We start from the raw sequence: 26,223 nt of genomic DNA, 5'->3' as shown, positions 1-26,223 counted from the left end.
ACGTGAAAATGACTGCATCCGCGCGCGACTTCGGCATCATCTGTGGCATCATGCCGACCGGCATTAGAAATGCCATTACCGATGTGCCGGGCGTGCGGGTCGGTCACCACACTCTGCGCGATGGTGACATCAATACAGGTGTGACCGCCATTCTCCCCCATGACGGCAATCTCTATCGGCGCAAGGTTCTGGCTGCCTGCGATGTCATCAACGGGTTTGGCAAAAGCACGGGTCTGGTTCAGATCGAGGAACTCGGCACACTGGAAACGCCGATCCTGCTGACCAATACGTTTGGCGTTGGCACCTGTGCCAACACCCTCATCCGCGAGGCGATTGCACGCAATCCGGATATTGGCCGCACAACGGCGACCGTCAATCCAGTGGTTCTGGAGTGCAATGACGGGCCATTGAACGACATTCAGGCCATGGCCGTGACCGAAGATCACGCACGCCTAGCATTGGGCGCAGCCAGTGAAGACGTTGCACAGGGCAATGTGGGTGCCGGAACCGGCATGAGCTGCTTTGGCTTCAAAGGCGGTATCGGTTCATCGTCCCGGCAATTCGAACTGGATGGCAAAACCTATCATCTTGGCATTCTGGCACTGACCAATTTCGGGCGTGCTGGCGATCTGGTCTTGCCCGATGGACGCCGCCCCTCGCCCAAGGCTGAATCCCAGCCTGAAAAAGGTTCAGTCATTCTTGTTCTTGCAACTGATGTGCCTATGGAACACCGGCAGCTAAAACGCGTCACGCGCCGTTGCGGTGCAGGTCTGGCGCGGCTCGGTGCATTCTGGGGCCACGGCAGCGGCGATATCGCAGTCGGCTTTTCAACGGCGGTGACATTCGATCATGACGAGCCGCGCGATTTCGTCCAGATAACGGCCCTCAATGAAGACCGGATAGACACCCTGTTTCGCGCGGCAACGGAAACAACACAGGAAGCTGTGCTGAATTCCATGTGCGCCGCCGAAGCCATGCGCGGTCGCGCCGCCCGCCGCCGCTCTTTGGCCGATTGGCTTGTCGTACACAACGCATAATAACAATAGTTTCCGTCATATCAGAACAGTTTGTCCGAATGAAACAGGGGCACATAGTTGGTGTTGTCAAAGGGATTAAAATTTCATATTTCTAATATGTTACTTTTAAAATAATACTTAACGCCAATTATTGAGAATTGTTTTGGACCCTATTTTACCTATCCTTATTCCTGCACTCGTAACTGTAATCGGCACTCTGATTACGACTCTCCCAAGCATTATTTCTAGTATAGCTAAATTTTTTAGCTAGCAAACTTAAATATTTTGGCGTCAATTTACATTGGCGCCAATCTATAATAATTATGATTTGCATTTTTATTATTTATAATTGATCTTTTGAGGAAATATCCAAATTATCAAAATTCGACTCTGTGCGGTTTTGTTTTTTTTTCCTTTTGGCGCTGGATGTGTTGCTGTCGGACCGGATTATCATCCTCCTCTTATCAACACGCCTCGTGCGTGGAATAGTAAAGCTGATACAACCGCCCCACAACTCGCAGACTGGTGGAAAAATCTCCGCGATCCGATATTGGATCGGCTGATTGCTGACGGCATTGATGGTAGTCCTGACGTCGCGACAGCAAAAGCGAAGGTGCGTCAAGTCAGAGCAGGCCACGCGTCGGCGAGTGGCATGCTATATCCGAGCATTGATGGAAATGGTAGTTTCAAGCGTACTGGCGGCAATTCAAAAGGCACCAGCAGCTCGTTGAATGCGGGTTTATCCCCGACATGGGATCTGGACTTATTCGGTGCAAACCGGCGTGGCGTCGAGGCCGCATATTACGCGACAGAATCCGCCAATGAGCAATTGCGGGCAGCGCTCGTCAGCTTGATCGGTGAGATCGCAACCAGCTACGTGCAATTGCGTGGCATACAGGCCCAGATCGCCATCGCAGAACGCAACGTGGCTTCACAACGCCGAGCCGTCGCATTGACCCGTACGCAGCTGGCAGCGGGCAATATATCGCAAGTCGATCTTCTCAGCGCGCAAACTCAGGTGGCAACCACGGAGGCCGGGATTCCAACGTTGCAGATCAGCTATGCCGAGAACCTGAACAAACTGTCTACCCTCACCGGGCGCTCATCAATAGCGCTAGCCGCTATACTTGATAAGCCTCGCTCTCTGCCCTCAGCGCCCCGCAAGATATCGGCTGGATTACCCGCACATCTCTTGTTGAGCCGCCCCGATATACGGGCAGCTGAACGGGACTATGCCAAGGCAACAGCAGCGATAGGTCAAAAACAGGCCGCGCTTTATCCAAGTATTTCCCTCACTGGTAGCATTCATACAGAGGGCGCAAATTTCGGCGACCTTGCCAAACTGTCCACTATAGGCTGGTCATTTGGCCCCAGCCGCTCAATTCCTGTTTTTCATGGCGGCAAGCTCCTTGCTGATGTCGATGCTGCACGAGCCGAGCGCGACGTGGCGTTCATCAACTACCGAAGCAAAGTCCTGACAGGCTTGAGCGAAGTAGAGAACGCAAGTGTCGCATACAACCAAAACCGCCTGCGCATCACACAACTACAAAAGATTGTCAGCAACAGTCGCCAGATCAACGAGCTGACGCTTGAGCAGTTCAAATCAGGATCGAAGAATTTCCTCGATGTTCTGACTGCGCAACGTGAGTTGCTGAACCAGGAGAACACTCTCGCGCAGGCGCGAACAGATATCATCGTGAATTACGTTTCCTTGCAAAAGGCGCTCGGCGGCGGCTGGAACGGTCGGATTGATGTCGACAGACCGGAAGTCGTGGACCTCAATACCGGCCCTCACCTCGTAACGCCCTCTCCACGGGCCGTCTCAAGAGGCAACAATGAACTCCCCTAAACCATTATCAAAGCGGCGTTTTCGCAAACGCTGGCTAACACTTTTCGCCGTATCGGTGCTGACCGGCGGCCTGTTACTCCAGCAATGGTCTGCGCAAAAGCCACTTCCTGAAATGACGACCGTGCAACGCGGCGACATTGAAAGCTCCGTGCTGGCATCTGGCACATTGCGACCTAAAAATCTGGTCGCCATCGGGGCTCAGGCCACCGGTCGAATACTTTCCCTCAAAGTGAAACCCGGCCAGCACGTCAAAGAGGGTGACGTCATCGCTCTCATTGATGCCACCAATCAGCAAAATGAACTCGACAAGGCCGAAGCGACGTTGCGCCAGAACGAAGCGACACGTGAGCAGAACCTTGCTGATCTGGAACTGGCAAAATTGAATCTCGCTCGCAACCAGATGATGATCGGCAAAAATGCAGTTGCTCGTTCCGAATACGATAAAGCCGTTGCGGAGACGAAAAAGCAACAGGCGCAGCTTGCCAATACGGAAGCAAGCATAGCCGCATCCAAAGTGGGCGTGCGCATCGCAGAAACCAATCTGGCTTATACGCGTATTACAGCCCCCATTGATGGAACCATTCTTTCGACCGTGGCGCAGGAAGGGCAGAACGTCAACGCGCAGCAAACGGTGCCGACAATCGCCATCCTTGGTCAAGTGGACACGATGACGGTGGAAGCCGACATTTCGGAAGCCGATATTACCCAGGTTCATGATGGCCTGCCCATCTACTTCACCATTTCCGGAAGAAACGCAAAGCGTTACGACGCAAAGCTCGAAGCGATTGAACCTGCGCCGGATTCCGTCGTCAGCGATAAGAGCTTCGGTTTTAGCAGTGGCTTATCCGCATCGAGCAGCGTCACGGCCTCCGCCGTATATTACAAAGGCAAATTCAGTATTCCCAACGCGAACGGTTTGCTTCGCACCTATATGACGGCAGAAATTCATATCGTTCTGGCGAAAGTCAAAAACGTGTTGCTCTCGCCGGTTTCGGCGCTGAAATTACAAGGCGATACTGACCCGGACGCTCCGGGAGTGGCGACCGTCCGCGTTCTGACCGAACATGGAACGCTGGAAGAGCGCACAGTGGAAACGGGTATTACTGACAAGATCAATACGGAAGTTCGCTCAGGTTTGCAGGAGGGAGACAAGATCGTCACCGACAATCAAGACGCTAAAGAGACGGATGCCGGTGATTGATATGAGCAATATGCCGCTGATCCTGCTGAAAAATGTTTCGCGTCACTATCCGTCGGGTGATGGTTTCACCACAGTACTGCACAATGTGGACCTCACCATTCAGCGTGGTGAGATGGTGGCGATTGTGGGTGCATCCGGTTCCGGAAAATCCACGCTGATGAATATTCTCGGTTGTCTGGATCGCCCCTCTGAAGGGCAATATCTGATTTCCGGGCGCGCTACTGCTGAACTCACGCCAGATGAACTGGCACAGCTTCGACGCGAGCATTTTGGCTTTATCTTCCAGCGTTACCATCTGATGAACGAGCTGGACGCCGTCGGTAATGTGGAAATACCTGCCATCTACGCAGGACAAGCGCACGCCGAACGGCGCGAGCGCGCCCATGGAATGCTGCACCGTCTCGGCATGGGCGACCGCACCCATCATCACCCAAACCAGCTTTCTGGAGGCCAGCAACAGCGTGTTTCTATAGCGCGCGCGCTCATCAACGATGCCGATGTTATTCTTGCAGACGAACCGACCGGCGCGCTCGACAGCCACAGCGGTGAGGAAGTGCTCGGCATTCTTCAGGAACTGAACCGCGAAGGCCGCACGATCATCATTGTCACGCATGATCGCGCCGTCGCTGCGCGGGCGAACCGCATCATTGAGATACGGGACGGAGAAATCATTGCCGACACTCGCCGTGAGGAGGACTATGGCGCTGAAACAGAAAGCATTTCAGTAACGTCTACGGAGCAAAAACTTAAATCATTCAGCGGCATACGGGATCGTTTTAAGGAGGCTTTTGCGATGGCGCTGCGTTCCATGAATGCGCATCGCATGCGCACATTTCTCACAATGTTGGGAATCATCATTGGTACAGCATCCGTTGTCTGCGTGACCGCGCTTGGCCAAGGCTCACAGCAGCGCATTCTCGAGCAGATCAGCAGCCTTGGCACAAACACGCTCTATATCGGACCGGGCAGCGGCTATGGCGATCTGAAAGCCGCACTTGTCACAACGCTGAGCGTTGATGATTCAAACGAACTGGCCAAGCTGCCCTATGTCGTCGCAGCTACGCCCGAAAGCACCACTGCCGGAACGGTTCGCGTCGGCAACAAGGAAGTCAGCATCACGGTCAACGGCGTCAGTGAGCAATATTTCACGGCACGCAAAAGCAAGCTGATCGAAGGGCGCTACTTCAGCAAAAAAGGCCTTGAAGATCTCGCACAAGATGCGGTCATTGATACCAATACCAAGAAGGGACTTTTCCCGAATGAATACGGCTCCGTCGTCGGAAAGATCTTGTTCCTGAAACAGATTCCCGTGCGCATCGTCGGTGTAACCAAAGCCGACGATCAAGGCATGGCAGGCTCCAGCAGGCTTGAACTCTACCTTCCCTATACGACGGTCCAGACCCGCATGACGGGTTCACGCACATTGCAATCAATCGCCGTCCGCATTCGAGACACGATGGACCCTGCAGTAGCAGAAGAGATGGTCAAGGCGTTTCTGACAAGGCGCCATGGCAAAGAAGACTTCTTCATATTCAACACGGACACGCTTCAAAAGACCATTCAGGCGACGACGGCGATGCTGGCCCTGCTCGTGGCAAGCATCGCGGGCATTTCACTTTTCGTTGGTGGAATCGGCGTGATGAACATCATGCTGGTCGCGGTCTCGGAAAGAATCAACGAAATCGGCGTGCGCATGGCCGTTGGCGCGCGGCAGAGCGATATCCTGCAACAGTTTCTGATCGAATCCATACTGGTGTGCCTCATCGGCGGCGTGGCAGGCGTGCTGATCGCGGGAGGTTTCGGCCTGCTATTCGCGCAGTTCAGCACAATGTTCCAGCTTGTCTACTCGCCAACATCCATTGTGATAGCGCTGCTTTGCTCAAGCCTTATCGGCATCGGCTTCGGTTTTATGCCCGCCCGCAACGCCTCCCGACTCGATCCTGTCGTGGCGCTTGCCCGCGATTGATCTGCCCTGTTGCGCCGGATTCAGGGGCAACACTCATTAAGGGAGGAATAAAATTCAACAACCAATGCGAGTTGAATTCTTTCTAATAAATTAGATAATTAAACATACATAAGCATATGTAATTATGATATAAAACTCGATTTCGGGCATAGGATTACCGAGCATGAACCTGAGAGTGTCATGATGGCACCTGTCAGAATTTTCTGGCCAATGGTGAATTTATGAAGGGGGTTGTTAACCTTCATTTTTTATTACTTGGGCTCATTCAGGCGACAGTATCTATGGTTCAGGTATCATGCGTAATTTGAGAGAAAATTTCCCCCATTCGAACGGAAATCGTACAGAGAACGCTTCGGACCCAAAGCCCCAGCGCAGCCCGTCGGATGCGCACAATCCGACAGATGACGGTGCCTGGAAAATCCACTTTTCTCTGGGCGAGAATGTCCGTTTCACCCGCACGCCGGAAGTGGAACTGATGCGTCGTCGCGGCGAAGATTTGCCGGACGTTAATGCGCCGCGTCCGCAAGTTCAGCCGATGGCGGAAGCGCCGGAAGCCATCGTGGAGAAGGTGGCAGATGCCCAACCGATGGCCGTAGCCGCACTGCAGCAGAGTGTTTCGCTCGGTATGGTGCAGCCGCCAGTAGTTCCAGTGCCGCCTGCCCTGCCGGTCATGCCTGTTGCAGTAGCCGCGCCTGCGGTTTATGTCGCTCCAGAGCCTGTGGTCGCGCAGACAGTTGTTGCACCGGTGGCAGAGGTTACGACTTCTGCGCTCGCCTATATTTCCGACTTCGCCTTCTGGGAAGGATGTGATGTTGAGGCGAGCCTTGCCCCGACTATGCCGGTTATTGCCGCAGCACCGGCTGCGCCAAAAAAGCCTGCGCCGACCGTTGAATCCATTCTGGCGCAGTTCCGCATTCGTGAGTGGAACAGCCAGCCAGAAGAAACCCCAGTTGCAGCCGTAGCGCCGCAGCCAGTGGCAGAAGTTCCTGCTTCTCAGCCTGTTGTAACACCGGAACCTGTCGCCGCAGCGCCCGTAGCTCCGGTCATTGCTCTGGTGGCAAAAGCTAAGGCGATCGCTCCGAAGAAGGTTGAAACTACGCCAAAGATTGTTGAGGTTGCCGAAGTTTCGGGTGAAGCGACCGAAGACGATGTCGTGCTTGCCGTTGCAGAAGCTGAAGAGCACAGCGTTGAAGAAATCGTAGCACCTGCCCCCGTTGCAGCAGCGCCTGCGCCGGCAAAGGCTGCGCCGTCGATTGCTCTTTATCAACCTCAGCCCCTCCCCCGTGCTGAAGCTCCTGTAATCCATGGCGAATATGAATTCCCGCCGCGCGATCTGTTGCAGATGCCGCCTGCGTTGGATGGCAATGTCATCACGCAGGAAATGCTGGAGCGCAGCGCAGGTCTGCTGGAAAGCGTACTGGAAGATTTTGGCGTGCGCGGCGAAATCATCCATGTGCGCCCCGGTCCGGTCGTCACGCTCTATGAGTTCGAGCCTGCTCCAGGTGTGAAGTCCTCGCGCGTCATCGGTCTTGCTGACGATATCGCCCGCTCCATGTCGGCACTCTCTGCTCGCGTTGCCGTTGTGCCCGGTCGCAATGTCATCGGTATCGAACTGCCGAATGCCAATCGTGAGACTGTCTATCTGCGTGAGATGATCGACTCCCGCACTTTCGAAGCGTCGAATTATCGCCTGCCGCTTTGCCTCGGCAAAGGTATCGGTGGCGAGCCGATCATTGCTGAACTGGCCAAGATGCCCCACCTGCTGGTGGCTGGCACCACGGGTTCGGGCAAGTCGGTTGCGATCAACACCATGATCCTGTCGCTGCTCTATCGGTTCAAGCCGGAAGAATGCCGCCTGATCATGGTCGATCCGAAGATGCTGGAACTGTCGATCTATGATGGTATTCCGCACCTGCTTACTCCGGTCGTGACCGACCCGAAAAAGGCTGTCGTTGCCTTGAAGTGGGCTGTGCGCGAGATGGAAGAGCGCTATCGCAAGATGGCCCGCCTCGGTGTGCGCAATATCGAAGGTTTCAATGCCCGTGCGGCTTCCGCCAAGGGCAAGGGCGAAACCGTCATGTGCACCGTGCAGGCTGGTTTCGACAAGGAAACAGGCGAGCCGACCTATATTCAGGAAGAACTCGACCTGACGCCAATGCCCTACATCGTGGTCATCATCGATGAGATGGCCGACCTGATGATGGTTGCGGGCAAGGATATCGAAGGTGCCGTGCAGCGTCTGGCGCAGATGGCCCGCGCGGCTGGTATTCACCTGATCATGGCAACCCAGCGTCCAAGCGTCGACGTTATCACCGGTACGATCAAGGCAAACTTCCCGACCCGTATTTCCTTCCAGGTCACGTCGAAGATCGACAGCCGCACCATTCTTGGTGAGATGGGTGCCGAACAGCTTCTCGGCCAGGGCGACATGCTGCATATGGCCGGTGGCGGACGTATCGTCCGCGTCCATGGACCATTCGTCTCCGATGAAGAAGTGGAACAGGTCGTCAATCATCTGAAGGAACAAGGTCGCCCGGATTATCTGGCAACCGTGACGGAAGATGAAGACGCCGAAGAAGAAACCGCAGATGCCGCCGTCTTCGATGCGACGTCGATGGGTTCTGAAGATGGTGACGACGTCTACGATCAGGCAGTCAAGGTGGTGCTGCGCGACAAGAAGTGCTCCACCTCCTACATCCAGCGCCGTCTCGGCATTGGCTACAACCGCGCTGCATCGCTTGTCGAGCGTATGGAAAAGGAAGGGCTTGTCGGTCCGGCAAACCATGTCGGCAAGCGTGAAATCCTGACCGGGAATCGCGACTGATTTAATCGATATAATTACTTAAAAGAGCCGGGTTGCGAATGCGACTCGGCTTTTTTGCGACCAATCTCAAGCGCTTGAGTGCTGTTGCAAGAATGTCCTTGTCAATATGTTAATTATGATTAATACTTTGGTTATTCGTACATTCTTGATGACCGGCCGGGGTAGCCCCGGATGCTACTCTGTGCCCAAGAAAAACAGGGAGAATGGTTGATGAAGAGCATAATCATCGGGCCTACCGACAAGGATCGTACAGTCACGCAGCAGATACTGCACCGCATTCATGAGCAAATGCCGCAGCCCTCGGAAGACAAGACACAGGTTTGTAATGTTTTGCGCCGTTCGAAGGGCGGCTATTCACATCGTCGGCACAAGGTTCACAAGCTAGCCTGATTTGCGACATGAATTGAATATGTCGGTTCGTTCTCAGCGCCACTCGCCAATCTTAGGCCTGCTGGCGCTGTTATTTTATCCAGCCCAAACTTTCTAAATTTGCATGACTGGTTTATGAGAGAGCATTGCTCCAGCATCAATAAATTCAGGAATATGCGATGACCACAGAAACCGACAGAAACGATGTGAAGAAGAAGTCCGGTTTCTTTCTCGGTTTCATGGCGGTACTGGCCAGCCTGTTTTTTCTGCTTTTTATTGGCCTTGGTGTTTGGCAGATCGAGCGCCTGCAATGGAAGCTTGACCTGATCGCTCGTGTGGATGCTCGCGTTCACGCTGAACCCGTTGCAGCGCCGGGCAAGGACGACTGGGCCAATGTCAACCAGAAGGACGACGAATATCGTCATGTCACCATCACCGGCACCTATCTGAACGATAAGGAAGTGCTGGTGCATGCGCTGACCGAACGCGGCGCCGGTTACTGGGTTCTGACGCCGCTGCGCTCCGCCGACGGATCTCTGACCTATATCAATCGCGGTTTTGTGCCGAGCAACAAGCGGGACCTGTCAGCCCGTCTGGAAACTCAGGTCGCTGGCGAAACCACCGTGACCGGTCTTCTGCGCATGCCTGAGCCGGACGGCTTTTTCCTGCGGCCCAACGATCCAGCGCAAAACAGCTGGAACTCGCGCGATGTCGCGGCTTTTGCCGCGAAGGAGAATCTTGGCACCGTCGCACCCTATTTCATCGATGCGGATGCCAAGTCCAATCCCGGTAATCAGCCCGTCGGTGGGCTGACGGTCGTTTCCTTCCGCAACAGCCACCTGTCCTATGCAATCACCTGGTTTTCGCTCGCAACCATGGTTGCCGGGGCTGCCGTGTTCGTATGGCGTTACGAGCGCAAGTCCAGATCTTAAACGTGCAAGGCGTGGCCGAGCGCCTTCATGCTGGCCTCGGCAAAGCCCTCGCCCAAGGTCGGATGTGCATGGATCGTCCCTGCAATGTCCTCGAGACGTGCGCCCATTTCAACGGCTTGCGCAAAGGCTGATGACAGTTCGGAAATACCAACACCAACCGCCTGAATGCCCAGAATGACATGGTTGTCAGCGCGGGCCACCACACGAATAAAGCCGTCTTCCCGTTCAACCGTCATGGCACGACCATTGGCCTGAAAAGGGAAAATGCCAATCTGTGTGTTGTGACCTGCCTTGCGCGCCTCGTCGGGCAGCAGCCCCACTGTCACGATTTCGGGATCAGTGAAGCAGACCGCTGGAATGCAGCGCTTGTCCCAGGCTTGCTTGCCGCCTGCGATGATCTCGGCAACCATTTCGCCTTGCGCCATCGCGCGATGCGCCAACATCGGCTCTCCGGTGACATCGCCAATTGCATAGACACCGCGCATAGACGTACGGCAGCGGTCATCAATGCGGATGAAACGCCCGTCCATATCAAGCCGGATTTCGCTTAAGCCCCAACCATCGGTCTGCGGCTTGCGTCCGACCGTTACCAGCACCTTGTCGGCTTCGATGCGTTTGGTGTCGCCATCAGCCGCCAGTACTTCCAGTGCCTTGCCGTCTCCGGTTAGCCCCTTGGCCGATGTGCTGGTTAGCACCTCGACGCCAAGCGCCTTCAGGCGCGCCATGACGGGCCGCGTCAGTTCGGAATCATATTGTGGCAGAATACGGTCGGTGGCTTCGACCACAGTGACCTTGGAACCGAGTTTCGCATAGGCCGTGCCGATTTCGAGCCCGATATATCCACCGCCCACGACAGCCAGTTTCTCCGGTATGGAGCCCAGCGACAGGGCTTCCGTGGATGAAATGATATTGCCGCCGAAGGGCAGTGCTTCAATTTCAACTGGCACGGAGCCGGTGGCGATCACGATATTTTCCGCATGAATGGTCTGGCGGCCTGTATCTGTATCGACCAACACGGTCTTGCCGTCCATGAACCGCGCCTGCCCCTGAAACATGCGCACGCGCGACCGTTTCAACAGCCCGGCCACACCACTATTCAGTCGATTGACGATACCGTCTTTCCATTCAAGCGTGCGGGCAAAATCGATAGTCGGATTTTGCGCCGTGATGCCAAGCGCGCCTCTCGATGCAAAATGCGTCAGGCGATAGAATTCATCTGCTGCATGGATCAGCGCCTTGGACGGAATACAGCCGACATTGAGGCAGGTGCCGCCGAGACGCTTTCGCTCAACAAGCACCGTGTCGATGCCGAGCTGCCCTGCCCGGATGCCACAGACATAGCCGCCGGGACCGCCGCCGATGATCAGAAGTTTGCAGTTAATCTCACTCATAAGTTCAGCCTTCCACAAAGATCATCGCAGGCGTTTCGATGAGGCTTTTCAGCTTCTGCACAAAGACAGCCGCGTCCCAACCGTCGATCACCCGATGATCGAAGCTGCATGAAAGGTTCATCATCTTGCGCGGCACGAATTGGGTTCCGTCCCACATCGGGCGGACGGCAATCTTGTTGATCCCGACGATCGCAACTTCTGGCCGATTGATAATCGGTGTCGTGGCAATCGCGCCAAGCGGTCCAAGCGACGTGATGGTGATGGTGGAACCGCTCAGTTCCTCACGTTTTGCGGTGCCGTTGCGGGCGGCATCGGTCACACGCGACAACTCGGAAGCCGCCGCAAATACGGTCATGCTTTCGGCGTGACGCACCACGGGGACGATCAAGCCGTTCGGTGTCTGCGTGGCAATGCCCATATGCACACCGCCGAATTGACGGATGATATCGGCTTCATCGTCGAAATGGGCATTCAGGCCCGGCTGTTCTTTCACCGCCTTGACGATGGCGCGGATAACGAATGGCAGCAGCGTCAGGCGCGAACGCCCTTCCTTCTTCTCATTGTTGAGGCCGCTGCGCAGCTCTTCAAGTTGCGTGACGTCGACTTCCTCGACAATGGTGATATGCGGAATATGGCGCTTTGCTTCTGCCATGCGCTCCGCAATCTTGCGCCGAAGCCCGATAACCTTGATTTCGTTGACGGATGTATCGGCAGCATAACCGGCCAACGCCGTTGCGGCACCGCTTTCGGTCTCGAAGAACGCATCCAGATCTTCATGGGTGATACGCCCGGCAGGTCCAGTACCACGAATGCGCCGCAGATCTACGCCCGCATCGCGCGCGCGCAGCCGAACCGATGGCGTAGCCAGAGGCTTCTCACCTTCTGCTCGCACGGGGCCAGCGCCCGCAAAAGCGCGAGCGAAAGCTTCACGCTTGGGTGCTGTCGGCTTTGGCGGAACGGGCGTCTGCAACAAGACCGGCACTTCCGGAGTCTGCGACTTTGGCGCTTCAGCGGCTATCGGAGTATGCGCAGGCTCTTCTGCCTTCACTTCCTCGCTCGCACCGGAAGCGCCTTCAATTTCAAGCCGAACCAGTTCGGAACCGACGGCGATTTTTTCACCAACTTCGCCGTTGATCGCGATGACTTTGCCCGCACGCGACGATGGGATTTCCACTGTTGCCTTGTCAGTCATGACAGCAGCCAGAAGATCATCCTCGCGAATGATATCGCCAACCTTCACATGCCATTCGACAAGTTCGGCCTCGGCAACGCCTTCACCGACATCGGGGAGTTTGATTGTAAAATGAGCCATGTTGTCTCCCCTCACGCTTCCATGATCGACACGAGTGCGCGACCGACACGATCAGGACCGGGGAAATAAGCCCATTCCTGCGCATGTGGATAAGGCGTGTCCCAACCCGTCACGCGAATGACAGGCGCTTCGAGGTGATAGAAGCAGTCGCGCTGTACGAGCGCGGCCAGTTCTGCACCATAGCCGCAGGTCAGAGTTGCTTCATGCACGATGACGCAACGGCCCGTCTTGCGCACCGAAGCCATGATGGTTTCGGTATCGAGCGGCAAAAGCGTGCGCAGATCGATAATCTCGGCATCGACGCCGGTTTCTTCGGCTGCGGCCAGCGCGACATGCACCATGGTGCCATAGGCCAGAACCGTCACGGCGCTGCCTTCGCGGCGGATAGCGGCTTTGCCGAGCGGTACTGTGTAATAGCCTTCCGGCACTTCGCCCAGATCGTGCTTCTTCCACGATGTGACCGGCTTGTCATGATGGCCGTCGAAGGGACCGTTATAAAGCCGCTTCGGCTCAAACATGATCACCGGATCGGGATCTTCAATGGCGGCAAGCAGCAGGCCCTTGGCGTCCGCTGGCGTGGACGGCATCACCGTTTTCAAGCCGGACACATGGGTGAAAAGCGCTTCCGGGCTTTGGCTGTGCGTTTGCCCGCCATAGATGCCGCCGCCGGATGGCATGCGGATCACGATGGGGCATGTGAACTCGCCCGCCGAACGATAGCGCAGACGAGCAGCTTCGGAGACAATCTGGTCATAGGCCGGATAGACATAATCGGCGAACTGCACTTCAATGCAGGGGCGCAAGCCGTAAGCGGCCATGCCGATTGCGGTGCCAACAATGCCAAGCTCGCTGATTGGCGCATCGAAACAGCGCTCTTTGCCGTACTTCTTCTGCAAACCGGCGGTGCAGCGAAACACGCCGCCGAAGTAACCGACATCCTCACCGAACACGACCACATTCTTATCGCGCTCCATGGCAATGTCGTGGGCGTTCTGGATCGCCTCGATCATTGTCATTCTGGGCATAGTCATCTTGGTCATGGATCAGAACCCCGCTTCCTGACGCTGGCGAACAAGATGCGGCGGCGTTTCTGCGTAAACATCCTCGAACATGTCACGCATGGACGGCTTGCGCCCGTCATGCAGGGTGCCGATGGCTTCCGCCTCGCGCTGTGCGCTGACGACAAGGTCCATCACTTCCGCTTCCGCCTGTTTGTGACGATCTTCCGACCAGACGCCGCGCAGGATCAGATAATTCTTCAACCGCAAGACCGGATCGCCAAGCGGCCACGCATCGCTTTCCGCCTTGGGGCGATAGGCAGAGGGATCATCCGAAGTGGAATGCCCGCCAGCGCGATAGGTCACATATTCGATGATCGTTGGACCGAGATTGCGCCGTGCGCGCTCGACCGCCCATTTTGCCACGGCGTGAACGGCCAGATAATCATTGCCGTCTACGCGCAGCGACGGAATGCCGAAGCCGTGCCCGCGTGCCGCGAAAGTGCCGGAGCCGCCCCGCGCAATGCCCTGGAATGTCGAGATCGCCCACTGGTTGTTGACGATATTCATCACCACAGGCGCCTTGTAGGTCGAGGCGAACACGAGCGCGGCGTGAAAATCACTTTCAGCAGTCGAGCCGTCACCGATCCATGCAGCTGCAATCTTTGTGTCGTGGCTGATCGCCGAGGCCATCGCCCAGCCCACAGCCTGCGTATATTGCGTCGCAAGGTTGCCGGAAATCGTGAAAAAGCCGTGCTCTTTCGAGGAATACATCACCGGGAGCTGGCGGCCTTTAAGCGGGTCCTGCTCATTGGAGAAAATCTGGTTCATCATGGTGACAAGCGGATAATCATCGGCGATCAGAAGCCCTGCCTGCCGATAGGTCGGGAAGTTCATGTCGCCCTTGCGCAGCGCCTTTCTGAAAGCGCAGCTCACCGCCTCTTCACCCAGATGCTGCATGTAGAACGACGTCTTGCCCTGCCGTTGCGCCATCATCATGCGCGCATCATAGGCGCGCAGGATCATCATGTGGCGCAGACCATCTTTCAGCTCCTCGTCGGTAAGCGTTCCGGCCCACGGACCGACCGCCTCGCCTTCGCGGTTCAGTACGCGAATGATGCTGAAAGCGAGATCGCGCATCGCTTCGGGCTTTTCGTCTATTTCCGGTCTTCTGACACTGCCAGCACGAGGGATTTTTACATGGGAGAAATCCGGCGCATCGCCGGGCCGCCATTCCGGTTCAGGAACATGCAGGGATAGTACGACATCGTCGCTCATGCGGGCATACCTCGCAATGGGCCAAGCAACTGGCCTGGCAAAACTGGCATTGAATGTCGAACGGGTGGAATTCTGTTTGGTTCCGGCGAACAGGCTTCTTCGAAATCCGGTTTCCGGATGGCCTTTCAAACTCAGATTGACCGCATTCCTCCCATGCGACGTGAAGCCGGTTTTCCTCCTCCGATTTCACTGCCATTCAGGGTGATACGGCTCTCAAAATAAAGCAAGATTATTTTTCATGGCCTCGAGCGGTGAACTTAGAGTTCAGTTCTCCCGCTCGAAAATACGGCGCTTCGGGAGGTCAGTGAAATAAGTGTATTTCCATGTTTTATATGGGATTTGATATGGAATGTTTATCCTGCCATAGACGCAATATTCTTACGTATTGTTGACGATAACGTCAGTACCGTTTAGTACTATTTCGAGTGAATTGAGCATTATAGAAAAATGCATGAGGCACTTTGTCCACTGCGCCGTCATGGCCAAACCGGCAGAAAAGCCGCCGGATAACACCTTGATTCTGGCGAACACAAAAAACCGCGCTTGAAACAAGCGCGGTTCAATTTTGTCGAACTGTCGAATGGCTTAGCGAATGGCCTTGCCGTCATCGTCAAAACGATGCGTCTTGTCCGCTTCCGGCGTGACGAAGATAATGTCGTCTTCCGTATAGTGGTGCTCGCCGAACAGGCGAACAGTGATGAGCCCTGCCCCTTCGGTTTCCACATAAAGGATGGTATCGGCACCGAGATGTTCGGCGTGGATGACCTTGCCCTTCCATTTGCCGCTTTCACGGCTGACGCCGAGATGTTCCGGGCGAATGCCGATGATCGTCGCACCCGTTTCGCCGATACGGTCGGCATCGACGAAATTCATCTGCGGTGAACCGATAAAGCCTGCCACGAACAGATTGTCAGGCTTGTTATAGAGCTCCATCGGCGAACCGATCTGTTCGATACGACCTGCATTCAGCACCACGATACGGTCGGCAAGCGTCATTGCCTCCACCTGATCATGGGTGACATAGATCATCGTTGCCTTCAGCTCCCGATGCAGCTTGGCAATTTCCAAGCGCGTCTGCACGCGAAGCGCGGCATCGAGATTGGACAAGGGCTCGTCGAACAGGAACAGTTCCGGATCACGCACAAGCGCGCGACCGATGGCGACGCGCTGGCGCTGCCCCCCCGACAGTTCCGCCGGACGCCTTGCCAGATAAGGATCAAGCGACAGCATGGATGACGCGCGCGTAACGCGGCTTTCAATCTGCTCCTTCGGCGCGCCAGACTGTTTCAGACCAAGGCCCATATTGTCCTTCACCGTCAGATGCGGATAAAGCGCATAAGACTGGAACACCATCGCAATGCCGCGCTTTGACGGCGGCGTGACGGTCACATCCTTGTCGTTGATCAGCACCTGACCCGAAGACACATCCTCCAGACCGGCAATCGAGCGCAGCAGCGTGGACTTACCGCAACCGGAAGGCCCCACGAAAATGATGAACTCGCCGTCGCGAACTTCCAGATTGATATCCTTCAGAACAGCCTGCGAACCATAGCTCTTATTAATAGACTTGAGTAACAGCGATCCCACAGTCAAAAATCCCTTACAGTTTTATCGGCTGGCCAAGACGCACGCTTTCATCAGCGGCGAGGCAAATACGCAGCGATTGCAGCGCATCGTCCATGTGGCGGTTGAGATCGATATCGTCGCGAATGGCTTTCAGCATGTAAGCCTGTTCGCGTTCGCACAATTCCTGATGGCCGGGCTCGTCGGACATGGACAGATCCGTATCAGGCTTCAGGAATTTCCCGTCAGCCCCGCGTTCAGCGCGATGGATGCGGATGGTCGAGGTTTTAGTGTGCGCGTCCACATCGTCGGACTTGGTGACAGCCTCGTTCATGACGATGGAAACGCAGCCATTTGGTGAGATGACATCCTTCACGAAGAAGGCCGTTTCGGACATCATCGGACCCCAGCCCGCTTCGTACCAGCCAATCGTGCCATCATCGAACAACACCTGCAAATGGCCGTAATTATACATATCCGGCTTGATTTCATTGGAAAGACGCAGGCCCATGCCGCGCACTTCCACCGGCTTGGCGTCGGTGATCTGGCACATCACATCCACATAATGCACACCGCAATCGACAATCGGCGACGTGGTGTTCATCAGGTTCTTATGCGTTTCCCAGGTCGCGCCGCTGGACTGTTGATTGAGGTTCATACGGAAAACGTAAGGACCGCCGAGCTGGCGCGCTTCCGAGATCAGCCGCATCCAGGATGGATGGTGGCGCAGGATATAGCCAATGACGAGCTTGCGTCCGTTGGCCCGTGCACAATCGATGACGCGTCGTGCATCTTCCACGGTCGTTGCAAGCGGCTTTTCAACAAAGACATGCGCGCCCTGCTCCATCGCGGCCACGGCATAATCGGCATGGCTTTCCGAATAGGTGGCGATGCACGCCATATCCGGTTTCAGCTCGGCCAAGGCGTCGTGAAAGGATGGATGAATTTCATAACCGGCAAGTTCATCCGGCACGGCAACCTTGGTCCGGTTGACCAGACCGACGATTTCGAAACCCGGATTGCGATGATAGGCCAGCGCATGGCTGCGGCCCATATTGCCGAGACCTGCCGAGAGCACGCGTACCGGGGCGATTGGGGCCGGGGCGCTTGTTGTATCTGAACTCATTTGACAGCTCCGGCTGTGATGCCGCGGATCAGTTGCCGCGAGAAAATGACGTAGAGGACGAGGATCGGGAACATGGCCAGCGAAAGCGCCGACAGAACCGCATTCCAGTTGGTGACGAACTGGCCGATGAACAGCTGCGAACCCAGTGTCACCGTCTTGGTGGCTTCGCTCGGTGCGAGGATCAGCGGGAACCAGAGATCGTTCCAGATCGGGATCATGGTGAAGACGGCAACCGTTGCCATAGCGGGACGGATCAGCGGCAGCACCAGCTTGAAGAAGATCGCATATTCCGACATGCCGTCTATTCGCCCGGCATTTTTCAAATCGTCAGACACGGTTCGCATGAATTCGGACAGGATGAAGATCGCAAGCGGCAATCCTTGGGCCGTATAGACGAGGATCAACGACGTCAGACTATTGACTAGCCCCACCGCGACCATGCCCTGCAACAATGCAACTGTGCCAAGACGGATCGGGATCATGATGCCGATGGCGAGATAAAGCCCCATCAGCGTGTTGCCCTTGAAGCGATATTCCGACAGGGCAAAGGCTGCCATCGCGCCAAACAGGATGACGAAGAAGATGCTCGCCACCGTGACGATGGCGCTGTTCTGGAAGTAGGTCAGGAACGAGCCCTGCTTCAACACCGTCTCATAGCCGATGAGGCTGAAGCTCTCCGGTGTCGGGAACTGCAGCGGTGTGCGGAAAATCGCATTGCGGTCCTTGAAGGAATTGATCAGCGTCAGCGCCACCGGAAACACGGCGACAAGCATATAGATGATCAGTGCCGCATGAACGAATGTTGTGCGAAGGGGCGAAGTGCGTGCTTTCGACATGATTTCTCGCTCCTCAGAACTGATAGCGGCGCATGCGACGCTGGATGCCGAACAGATAGAGCGACACACCGGCGAGGATGATAAGGAACATCACGGCAGCGATGGTCGCGCCCATGGACGGATTGCCAAGCTGAAGCTGGAAGCCAAAGAAGGTGCGGTACAGGAAGGTGCCCAGAATATCGGTCGCCTTGTCCGGTCCCGCAAGCGCACCCTGCATCGAATAGACAAGGTCGAACGCGTTAAAATTGGCTACGAAGGTCATGACCGAGATCAGGCCAATCGACGGCAGGATAAGCGGCAGCTTGATCTTCCAGAACTGGCTCCAGCCGGTAATGCCGTCGCATTCGGCAGCTTCGATAATCTCATCGGGAATGTTGAGCAGCGCCGCATAGATCAGCATCATCGGAATACCGATAAACTGCCAGACCGAGACGAGTGATACGGTTACCAGTGCGGTTTCGGCCTTGCCGAGCCATGGTCCAAAGGCCCATTTCATGCCCACCAGATCCATCATCCACGGCGCGACGCCCCAGATCGGTGACAGGATCAGCTTCCAGATAAAGCCGACGATCACGAAGGACAAAAGCGTCGGCAGGAAGATTGCGGTACGGTAGAAGGCGGCAAAACGCAGTCTCGGCAGCGACAGCATGGCCGCCAGCAAAATGCCGATCGGGTTTTGAACCAACATGTGAATGCAGAAGAATATAACATTGTTTTTCAACGCATTCCAGAAATCACGCGACCAGTTTACGTCGCCGAAAAGCGTCTGGAAATTGGCGAAGCCGACAAAGACGCGCTGCCCGTCAACGACATTGAAAAACGCTTGCCGTAATGTCTCGATCAGCGGCAGCACCATGACGGCGGTGTAAACCAGCACGCAAGGCAGCAGAAACACAAGAATGTGCCACCGCCTCGGGCGTTTTTGCTCAATGATTGGCAGGTCGGCAGACTGGCTCATCAACACTCGCTGTTCTTCGGCTTATGCGGTTCTTACGAACTTTCTATCGCCTTGAGACTGACACGGATCGCGCATCGCGCGAAAGAAAAACTGTCCGGTAGGTCTGTTCGGCATCGAAAATGCACACGGGCGGCCTTGCTATGCGCAAAACCGCCCGTGAATGATCATATTTACTTGGCTGGCTTGTACCAGCTGTCGAGGCCGTCCTGCAGCTTCTTGGCGGCATCTTCCGGCGTTACAGTGCCGTTGATGACGTTAGCCGACTGAACCCAGGTTTCGTTTTCCAGGTTCGGCGTACCGCGCGACAGAATCTGGTAGGTCGAACGGATCGTCGGCTTGCACTTTTCGCGCCAGGACACGAATTCCTGCGCCAGCGGATCGGACATCTTCACAGCCGTCGAATTCAGGCTGAAGAAGCCCGGCAGCGCGTTTGCGTAGATTTCGGCAAATTCCGGCGAAGCGACCCAGTTGAGGAACACCTTGGCCTGTTCGGCATTCTTGCTCGAAGCATTGAGGCCGAGACCGATATCGTTGTGGTCCGAGATGTAGCAGCTGTCGCCTGCATTCTTCACCGGCGGCGGGAATGCGCCCATCTTGAACTGCGCCTGCGTGTTGAACAGGCCGATTTCCCACGAACCTGCCGGATAGATCGCGGCGCGACCCAGCGTGAAGAGGTTCTGGCTGTCCGGATAGGTCTGTGCTTCGAAGCCGTCGCCCAGATAATCCTTCCACTTGGCGAGAACCTTGAACGGCTCAACCCACTGCGGATCGGTCAGCTTTTCCGTACCGGCGATGAGCGCCTTGCGGCCTTCCTCACCCTTCCAATAGGTCGGGCCGATATTCTGGTAGCCCATGGTTGCGGCTTCCCACATATCCTTGGTGCCCATGGCCATCGGGATATAGGTGCCGTCAGCCTTGATCTTGTCGAGCATCGCGAAGAACTCGGCTTCGGTTGCCGGCGCCTTCAGGCCAAGCTTGTCAAAGGCTTCCTGATTATAGATGAAGCCGTGAATAACCGAAGCCATCGGCACGCAGAAAGCCTTCTTGCCGTCGTCGGTGGTCCAGGCGGACTTGGCGACGTCGGAGAAGTTCTTCATGCCTTCGAGATCGGTAAGATCGGCAAGCTTGCCCTTGTTGAACAGTTCCAGCGAGGTGTCGAACGGACGGCAAGAAATGAGATCGCCACCCGAACCAGCATCCAGCTTGGCATTGAGAGCGGCGTTATATTCCGTCGGCGCACTTGGCGCAAAATTGATCTTGATGCCCGGATTCTTGGCTTCAAAGGCTGGAATGATCTTTTCCTGCCAGATCTGCAGATCGTCGTTACGCCAGCTTTCAACCGTCAGCGTGACGTCCTGAGCCAATGCGGCAGAACCCGACGCCAGCAGCGTCGAACCCAGCAGCATGAATTTCAAGGTATTGCGAACCATTTGACCTTCTCCCGTTTTTTTGAACGCAGACGCACAAAAGAGGCGAGATACGCCTGTCCATTGCGATACACCACGTTAATGACGACGGCTCATCACGGTACGGGATAAATGCCGGCTCCGCCGGTCTTTGTTCCATCCCATTTCCGCGCGACCCTCGCCTGTTAACAACCTTTGGCGACCCCTGGCGGCATTGCGCTCCCCTTTGATTGAATTTAATGCCAAAAACGTACCAATTGTCCAGCGAAGTTTACGAAATTCTCGCATAAAAATTGGATGCAAGATAATTTACCTTATTTTATCAACACATTAATCAATTTTTCTCGTCTTTGATGAATCTGCTTGGTTAATGGTATTTTTTTGGTATCTTCAAGTTGGAGGTATCTTCATGGCAGAGTATTTCATTGGCGTGGACGGCGGCGGCACAGGATGCCGCGCTGTGGTGGCAGACAGCAGCGGTGCGATTCTCGGAACGGGACGCAGCGGGTCGGCCAATATTGTCACCGATCCGCAGACTTCGCTCGTCAATGTACGCGCAGCCATCGACAATGCCTTCGCCGACGCAGGACTGGACCAGAGCCATTACGGCGAAAGCCATGCGGTGCTCGGACTTGCCGGTGGCAATGTCCAGGGTGCAGGGCTGCCAATTGAGCAAGGCCTCCCCTTTGCCCATTCCAATGTCGAGTTCGACGGGTTGATCGCATTGCAGGGTGCACTTGGCGATCAGGACGGGATTGTCGCCATTCTTGGCACCGGAACGGCCTATATCGTCCGCCAGCAGGAGCGGATTCATTCGGTCGGCGGCTGGGGATTTCCGCTCAGCGATCTTGGCAGCGGTGCGCGGCTTGGCCAAAGTCTGTTGCAGGAATGCCTGCTGGTGCATGATGGCATTCACTCCCGCAGCCGTCTAACAACAGACGTGCTCGACGAGTTCGGTAATAATCCCGACAATCTGGTTGAATTCGCCTGGACGGCGAAGCCCGGCGATTTCGGCAAATATGCTCCACGTATTTTCCAGTATGCTGCCAATGGCGACGAAACTGCGCGCATGCTTCTGGAGCGTTCCGCTGGCTATGTCAGTGAAACGCTGGATATGTTGATCGCACAAGGTGCGGAGCGGATCAGTCTGTTGGGCGGCATGGCGCCACTTTATGTGGAATGGCTTCCTGCAAGCCATCAGAAGCTCATTGTCCAACCGGCTGCCGACGCCTTGACCGGAGCTTTGCAGCTCGCGCTCAAGCGCTATGGCCACAAGATGGATGAGGCGCGTGTATGAGTGGTAATTTCGGCGCCTTCCTACCCAAAAATCTTCAGGGCACCGCGCCCTCTTCAGGCGCGGGACCGCTCTATATGCAGTTACGCCAGTCGCTGGAAGCAGCGATTCGCGCCGGACATCTGGCCGATGGAGAAGCACTTCCGCCCGAACGTGACATTGCCGAATATGCCAATATCAGCCGGGTGACCGTGCGCAAGGCAGTGGATGATCTCGTCAAATCGGGACTTCTGGTGCGCCGTCATGGTTCCGGTACTTTCGTTGTTCGCCCCAGCGAGCGCGTGCAGCAGTCGCTTTCCATGCTGACGTCTTTTACCGAAGACATGGCGCGGCGCGGCATTGCCACCCAATCCAAATGGCTGGAACGCGGTCTCTATTATCCCTCGCCAGAGGAAATGATGAAGCTTGGCGTTTCATCCGAAACCCGTGTTGCCCGGCTTGGCCGCTTGCGCATGGCAAGTGATCTGCCGCTGGCTATCGAACGCGCCACCTTGTCGAGTGAAGTTCTGCCGGACCCGAATGCTGTGCAAGGCTCGCTCTATGCTGAACTCGGTCGGACCGGCTTTCGCCCGGTGCGCGCTGTGCAGCGCATATCCGCCTGCAACATCAAAGATCCCGATGCGCGTATTCTTGGTGTCACGACCGGCGATGCGGGATTGTCTATCGAGCGTATTTCCTATCTCGCATCAGGCCGCGCGGTGGAATTCACCAAATCGCTTTATCGTGGCGACGCCTATGATTTCGTGGCGGAACTTTCGATACCATCGGCCTAAGGTCAACATCAGTCGATAAAGAAAACGGCCCGTTTCCGGGCCGTTTTCTTTTCTCTAATGATGCTTCGTGCCTTGCCGCGCCAGATCTGCAGTCGGATCGGCTGCAAGACGCTTGCGGGCCCGATCATCCATCAGTTCGTACCACATAGCGTTGAGCACAGCGAAAGCTGCGGCGAGCGGCAGGCCCAGAAGCCAGGAAAAATACCACATATTGCTTTCCTTTCTTGGATTGAAAGGCGCGGACGGACAAAGCCGTCCGCAGCCAAATCAATAAGCGTGGTTGCTCTCGTCCTCGATCATTTCCTTTTCCACCTTGCCCCACAGCACTCTGTAGACCCAGGAGGTGTAGGCAACGATGATCGGTAGGAAGATCAGGGTCACGACCAGCATGATGAACAGTGTCATATGGCTGGAAGACGAATCCCAAACTGTCAGGCTTGCCCGAGGATCGAGCGAAGACGGCAGAATGAACGGGAACATCGAGACACCGACCGACGAGATGATGCCGAAGATCGTGAGCTTGCCGAGCAGAAGCGGTGCAACTTCACGACCGCCACGCAGTGTGAGAAACACCGCAATCGCGCCCAGAATGCCAAGTGCCGGAGCAATCAGCAGGATTGGATAGTTCACATAGTTGCTGAACCATGCGCTATGATCCAGTTCCACAGTCTTGCGCAGCGGATTGGACGGCCCATCGGTGACGATAGCGCTCGTAATTCGGTAACCCGAGACCCAGAACCAGCTGGCAACGCCCGCCAGAGCATAGAGAACGAGCGTCAGAAGTGCAGCGATGCTACCATAACGCCGTGCTCTCTGCTGAATTTCTCCCGATGTCTTCAGGACCAGCCAGGAGGCCCCATGCATGGAAAGCATGGTGACCGACAACACGCCACAAATAAGAGCAAACGGGTTGAGCAGGCCGAAGAACGTACCTTCATAGAAGATCTGCAGATCATCGGCGAGCCGGAAAGGAACGCCCTGCAACACGTTACCAACGGCAACGCCGAAGATTAGCGCCGGTACAAAGCCGCCGATGAACAAGGCAATATCCCAACCCCGACGCCAAGCCCTGCCCTCACGCTTCGAGCGGTATTTGAAACCGACCGGGCGCAGAATGAGGGCAAAGAGAATGACAAACATCGCCAGATAGAAACCGGAGAAGGACACGGCATAAAGCGGTGGCCAGGCGGCGAAAATCGCGCCGCCGCCAAGAACCAGCCAAACCTGATTGCCTTCCCAGACCGGGCCGATCGTGTTGATGATAACGCGGCGTTCCACATCCGTTTTGCCGACGAGCGGCATCAGGATATCTACGCCCAGATCAAACCCGTCCATCGCGGCAAAGCCGATCAGCAGCACGCCGAGCAGTACCCACCAGATGATGCGAAGGGTTTCATAGTCCAACAATTCGCTGAGTATCATGGTCCTTACTCCGCAGGCGCAATGCTGGCAGGTGCAAGCATGGCTTCAGGTTTGCTGTCGGGTTCCGGTCCAGCTTTGATCGCGCGTATCATCAGGCCCATTTCGATGATGAACAGGACCGTATAGATCGCGACAAAGCCAATGATGGTGAGCAGAACCGTCGATGCGCCGAGATTGGAGACACCGACCGCTGTCGGGAGAATACCCTCGATAATCCAGGGCTGACGTCCGAATTCAGCGACAATCCAGCCCATTTCTGCGGCAATCCATGGCAGCGGAATTGCAAAGACCGCCATTTTGAGCAGGAAGCGATGCTGATCCAGCTTGCGCCGCGCCGACAGGACAAAGAACGTTCCGGTCAGCAGGATCAGGAAGAACCCGATGGCCACCATGATGCGGAATGCCCAGAACAACGGAAGGACGCCCGGAACGGTGTCATTCGCGGCTTTGGCAATCTGTTCGTCAGTAGCATTGCGCGGATCGTCCACATAGCGCTTCAGAAGGAGCGCGTAGCCCAGCCATTGGCTGTTATCGGCGAAAACGTCCTTCACATCCTGCGGTACAGCGCCCGTATCGCCAGCGGCGCGAATTTTCTGCAACGCATCATAGGCGACAATACCGTTGCGGATATGATTCTCCGCATTCTCGACCAGATCGTTGATGCCCTGGATCGGCGTGGTCAGCGAACGTGTGCCGATCAGACCCATGACCCACGGAATATGCACGGCGAAGTGGGTTTCGCGTGCCTCCTGGTTTGGGAAGCCGAAGACTGTAAACGAGGCTGGCGCAGGCTCTGTTTCCCACATCGCTTCGATAGCAGCGATCTTCATCTTCTGGTGTTCATTGGCCAGATAGCCGCTTTCATCGCCAAGAACGACAACCGAAAGCGAAGCGGCCAGACCGAAGGAAGCAGCAACCGTCATCGAACGCTTGGCGAGTTCGACCGAGCGGCCTTTCAGCAGATACCAGGCGGAAACGCCCAGAACGAAGATCGAGGCCGTTGCGTAACCTGCAGAAACCGTGTGTACGAATTTTGCCTGCGCGACTGGGTTCATCAGAACCGCGAAGAAATCGGTGATTTCCATGCGCATGGTTTCAGGGTTGAACGCCGATCCGACCGGGTTCTGCATCCAGCCATTGGCGATGAGAATCCACAGAGCGGAAAAATTCGAACCTGCCGCAACCGCATAGGTCGCGATCAGGTGGCCGACTTTGGAAAGACGGTCCCAACCGAAGAAGAACAAACCAACAAAGGTCGCCTCAAGGAAGAAGGCCATCAGGCCCTCAATGGCGAGCGGGGCGCCGAAAATATCGCCCACATAATGGCTGTAATAGCTCCAGTTCATACCGAACTGGAATTCCATCACAATACCCGTCGCGACACCAATCGCGAAGTTGATGCCAAACAGAGTACCCCAGAATTTCGTCATCTGTCGCCAGATGAGTCGCCCCGTCATCACATAAACGGTTTCCATGATGGCCAGCAGCACGGAAAGACCCAACGTCAGAGGTACGAAGAGGAAGTGATAAAGTGCCGTGATTGCAAACTGCAATCGCGACAGGGAGACAATATCGAGTTCCATCTTTTTCAGCCGGAAATCCCCGGCCCTCCTAGAGCATTCGCGACCGGAAAATTCCCCGGCATCGCAGAATGCGACCAAAACGAGTTAGTATTGCACGTCGCATAAATTGGCAGACGCGACGCGCCT

The 26,223-nt window shown here is 55.7% G+C and carries 21 protein-coding genes; 9 read left to right on the top strand and 12 right to left on the bottom strand.

All coding sequences use genetic code 11. From position 1 onward, the window contains the following. Positions 1 to 8: 8 nt before the first annotated feature. The 7 genes from QBD01_RS11245 (at position 9) to QBD01_RS11215 (ending at position 10,157) form a co-directional block, all read left to right on the top strand. Entirely contained in the window at positions 9 to 1,037 is a 1,029-nt protein-coding gene (locus tag QBD01_RS11245) for a P1 family peptidase (RefSeq protein WP_280992838.1), read from the top strand. A 379-nt stretch (positions 1,038 to 1,416) separates the two neighbouring features. Next, positions 1,417 to 2,865, top strand: coding sequence for an efflux transporter outer membrane subunit (locus QBD01_RS11240; protein WP_280992837.1), 1,449 nt, complete (start codon positions 1,417 to 1,419; stop codon positions 2,863 to 2,865). Continuing rightward, entirely contained in the window at positions 2,852 to 4,066 is a 1,215-nt protein-coding gene (locus QBD01_RS11235; RefSeq protein ID WP_280992836.1) for an efflux RND transporter periplasmic adaptor subunit, read from the top strand. The genes QBD01_RS11240 and QBD01_RS11235 overlap by 14 nt, the downstream gene beginning before the upstream one ends. Before the next feature lies 1 nt (position 4,067). Further along, a complete protein-coding gene (locus tag QBD01_RS11230) occupies positions 4,068 to 6,032 on the top strand; it encodes a MacB family efflux pump subunit (protein WP_280992835.1) in 1,965 nt (654 codons plus the stop codon). A gap of 475 nt (positions 6,033 to 6,507) precedes the next feature. Next, the gene (locus QBD01_RS11225) at positions 6,508 to 8,856 is read left to right on the top strand and encodes a DNA translocase FtsK (protein WP_392391384.1); all 2,349 of its coding nucleotides are present in this window, start codon (positions 6,508 to 6,510) and stop codon (positions 8,854 to 8,856) included. Between the two features lie 210 nt (positions 8,857 to 9,066). Further along, the gene (locus QBD01_RS11220) at positions 9,067 to 9,246 is read left to right on the top strand and encodes a hypothetical protein (protein ID WP_182520513.1); all 180 of its coding nucleotides are present in this window, start codon (positions 9,067 to 9,069) and stop codon (positions 9,244 to 9,246) included. A 218-nt stretch (positions 9,247 to 9,464) separates the two neighbouring features. Beyond that, positions 9,465 to 10,157 carry an SURF1 family protein gene (locus tag QBD01_RS11215; protein ID WP_280992885.1) on the top strand — a complete coding sequence of 231 codons (693 nt, stop codon included), beginning with the start codon at positions 9,465 to 9,467 and terminating at the stop codon, positions 10,155 to 10,157. On the opposite strand, the gene lpdA is transcribed toward QBD01_RS11215, so the two are convergent. The 9 genes from lpdA to QBD01_RS11170 form a co-directional block, all read right to left on the bottom strand. Beyond that, positions 10,154 to 11,548: a dihydrolipoyl dehydrogenase gene (gene lpdA / locus QBD01_RS11210; RefSeq protein ID WP_280992833.1), complete on the bottom strand. Its 1,395-nt coding sequence runs from the start codon at positions 11,546 to 11,548 to the stop codon at positions 10,154 to 10,156. The genes QBD01_RS11215 and lpdA overlap by 4 nt on opposite strands. Before the next feature lie 4 nt (positions 11,549 to 11,552). Then, the gene (locus tag QBD01_RS11205; RefSeq protein ID WP_280992832.1) at positions 11,553 to 12,860 is read right to left on the bottom strand and encodes a dihydrolipoamide acetyltransferase family protein; all 1,308 of its coding nucleotides are present in this window, start codon (positions 12,858 to 12,860) and stop codon (positions 11,553 to 11,555) included. Between the two features lie 11 nt (positions 12,861 to 12,871). Beyond that, positions 12,872 to 13,885, bottom strand: coding sequence for an alpha-ketoacid dehydrogenase subunit beta (locus QBD01_RS11200; protein ID WP_109367989.1), 1,014 nt, complete (start codon positions 13,883 to 13,885; stop codon positions 12,872 to 12,874). A gap of 18 nt (positions 13,886 to 13,903) precedes the next feature. Further along, the gene (locus QBD01_RS11195) at positions 13,904 to 15,136 is read right to left on the bottom strand and encodes a 3-methyl-2-oxobutanoate dehydrogenase (2-methylpropanoyl-transferring) subunit alpha (RefSeq protein ID WP_280992831.1); all 1,233 of its coding nucleotides are present in this window, start codon (positions 15,134 to 15,136) and stop codon (positions 13,904 to 13,906) included. 585 nt (positions 15,137 to 15,721) lie between these two features. Next, on the bottom strand, positions 15,722 to 16,723 hold the full coding sequence (locus QBD01_RS11190) for an ABC transporter ATP-binding protein (protein WP_280992830.1): 1,002 nt from the start codon (positions 16,721 to 16,723) through the stop codon (positions 15,722 to 15,724). A gap of 13 nt (positions 16,724 to 16,736) precedes the next feature. Beyond that, positions 16,737 to 17,825, bottom strand: a complete 1,089-nt coding sequence (locus QBD01_RS11185) for a Gfo/Idh/MocA family oxidoreductase (RefSeq protein ID WP_280992829.1) — start codon at positions 17,823 to 17,825, stop codon at positions 16,737 to 16,739. After that, on the bottom strand, positions 17,822 to 18,661 hold the full coding sequence (locus QBD01_RS11180; RefSeq protein WP_078337000.1) for a carbohydrate ABC transporter permease: 840 nt from the start codon (positions 18,659 to 18,661) through the stop codon (positions 17,822 to 17,824). Before QBD01_RS11180 ends, QBD01_RS11185 begins: the two co-directional genes overlap by 4 nt. A gap of 13 nt (positions 18,662 to 18,674) precedes the next feature. Then, positions 18,675 to 19,619 carry a sugar ABC transporter permease gene (locus tag QBD01_RS11175; protein ID WP_280992828.1) on the bottom strand — a complete coding sequence of 315 codons (945 nt, stop codon included), beginning with the start codon at positions 19,617 to 19,619 and terminating at the stop codon, positions 18,675 to 18,677. Positions 19,620 to 19,789: 170 nt separating this feature from the next. Then, the gene (locus QBD01_RS11170; RefSeq protein WP_280992827.1) at positions 19,790 to 21,049 is read right to left on the bottom strand and encodes an ABC transporter substrate-binding protein; all 1,260 of its coding nucleotides are present in this window, start codon (positions 21,047 to 21,049) and stop codon (positions 19,790 to 19,792) included. A 385-nt stretch (positions 21,050 to 21,434) separates the two neighbouring features. Between QBD01_RS11170 and QBD01_RS11165 the strand changes: the two genes are divergently transcribed. Then, a complete protein-coding gene (locus QBD01_RS11165; protein ID WP_280992826.1) occupies positions 21,435 to 22,322 on the top strand; it encodes an N-acetylglucosamine kinase in 888 nt (295 codons plus the stop codon). Further along, positions 22,319 to 23,092 (top strand): GntR family transcriptional regulator, encoded by a 774-nt coding sequence (locus QBD01_RS11160; protein WP_182520522.1) that lies wholly within the window; start codon positions 22,319 to 22,321, stop codon positions 23,090 to 23,092. Before QBD01_RS11165 ends, QBD01_RS11160 begins: the two co-directional genes overlap by 4 nt. A gap of 54 nt (positions 23,093 to 23,146) precedes the next feature. Here the strand turns inward: QBD01_RS11160 and cydX are convergent, their stop codons facing one another. From cydX to QBD01_RS11145, 3 genes are read right to left on the bottom strand one after another with little or no spacing between them, the layout of a single operon-like run. Next, a complete protein-coding gene (gene cydX / locus QBD01_RS11155; protein WP_078337005.1) occupies positions 23,147 to 23,302 on the bottom strand; it encodes a cytochrome bd-I oxidase subunit CydX in 156 nt (51 codons plus the stop codon). Between the two features lie 57 nt (positions 23,303 to 23,359). Continuing rightward, complete coding sequence (cydB, locus tag QBD01_RS11150) at positions 23,360 to 24,514, bottom strand: cytochrome d ubiquinol oxidase subunit II (protein WP_280992825.1); 1,155 nt, start codon at positions 24,512 to 24,514, stop codon at positions 23,360 to 23,362. A 5-nt stretch (positions 24,515 to 24,519) separates the two neighbouring features. Continuing rightward, complete coding sequence (locus QBD01_RS11145; protein ID WP_280992824.1) at positions 24,520 to 26,097, bottom strand: cytochrome ubiquinol oxidase subunit I; 1,578 nt, start codon at positions 26,095 to 26,097, stop codon at positions 24,520 to 24,522. Positions 26,098 to 26,223: the final 126 nt, after the last annotated feature.

The organism is Ochrobactrum sp. 19YEA23, from assembly GCF_029909865.1.
Lineage (GTDB): Bacteria > Pseudomonadota > Alphaproteobacteria > Rhizobiales > Rhizobiaceae > Brucella > Brucella gambitense.
This window is presented reverse-complemented; position numbering and strand designations above follow the sequence as displayed.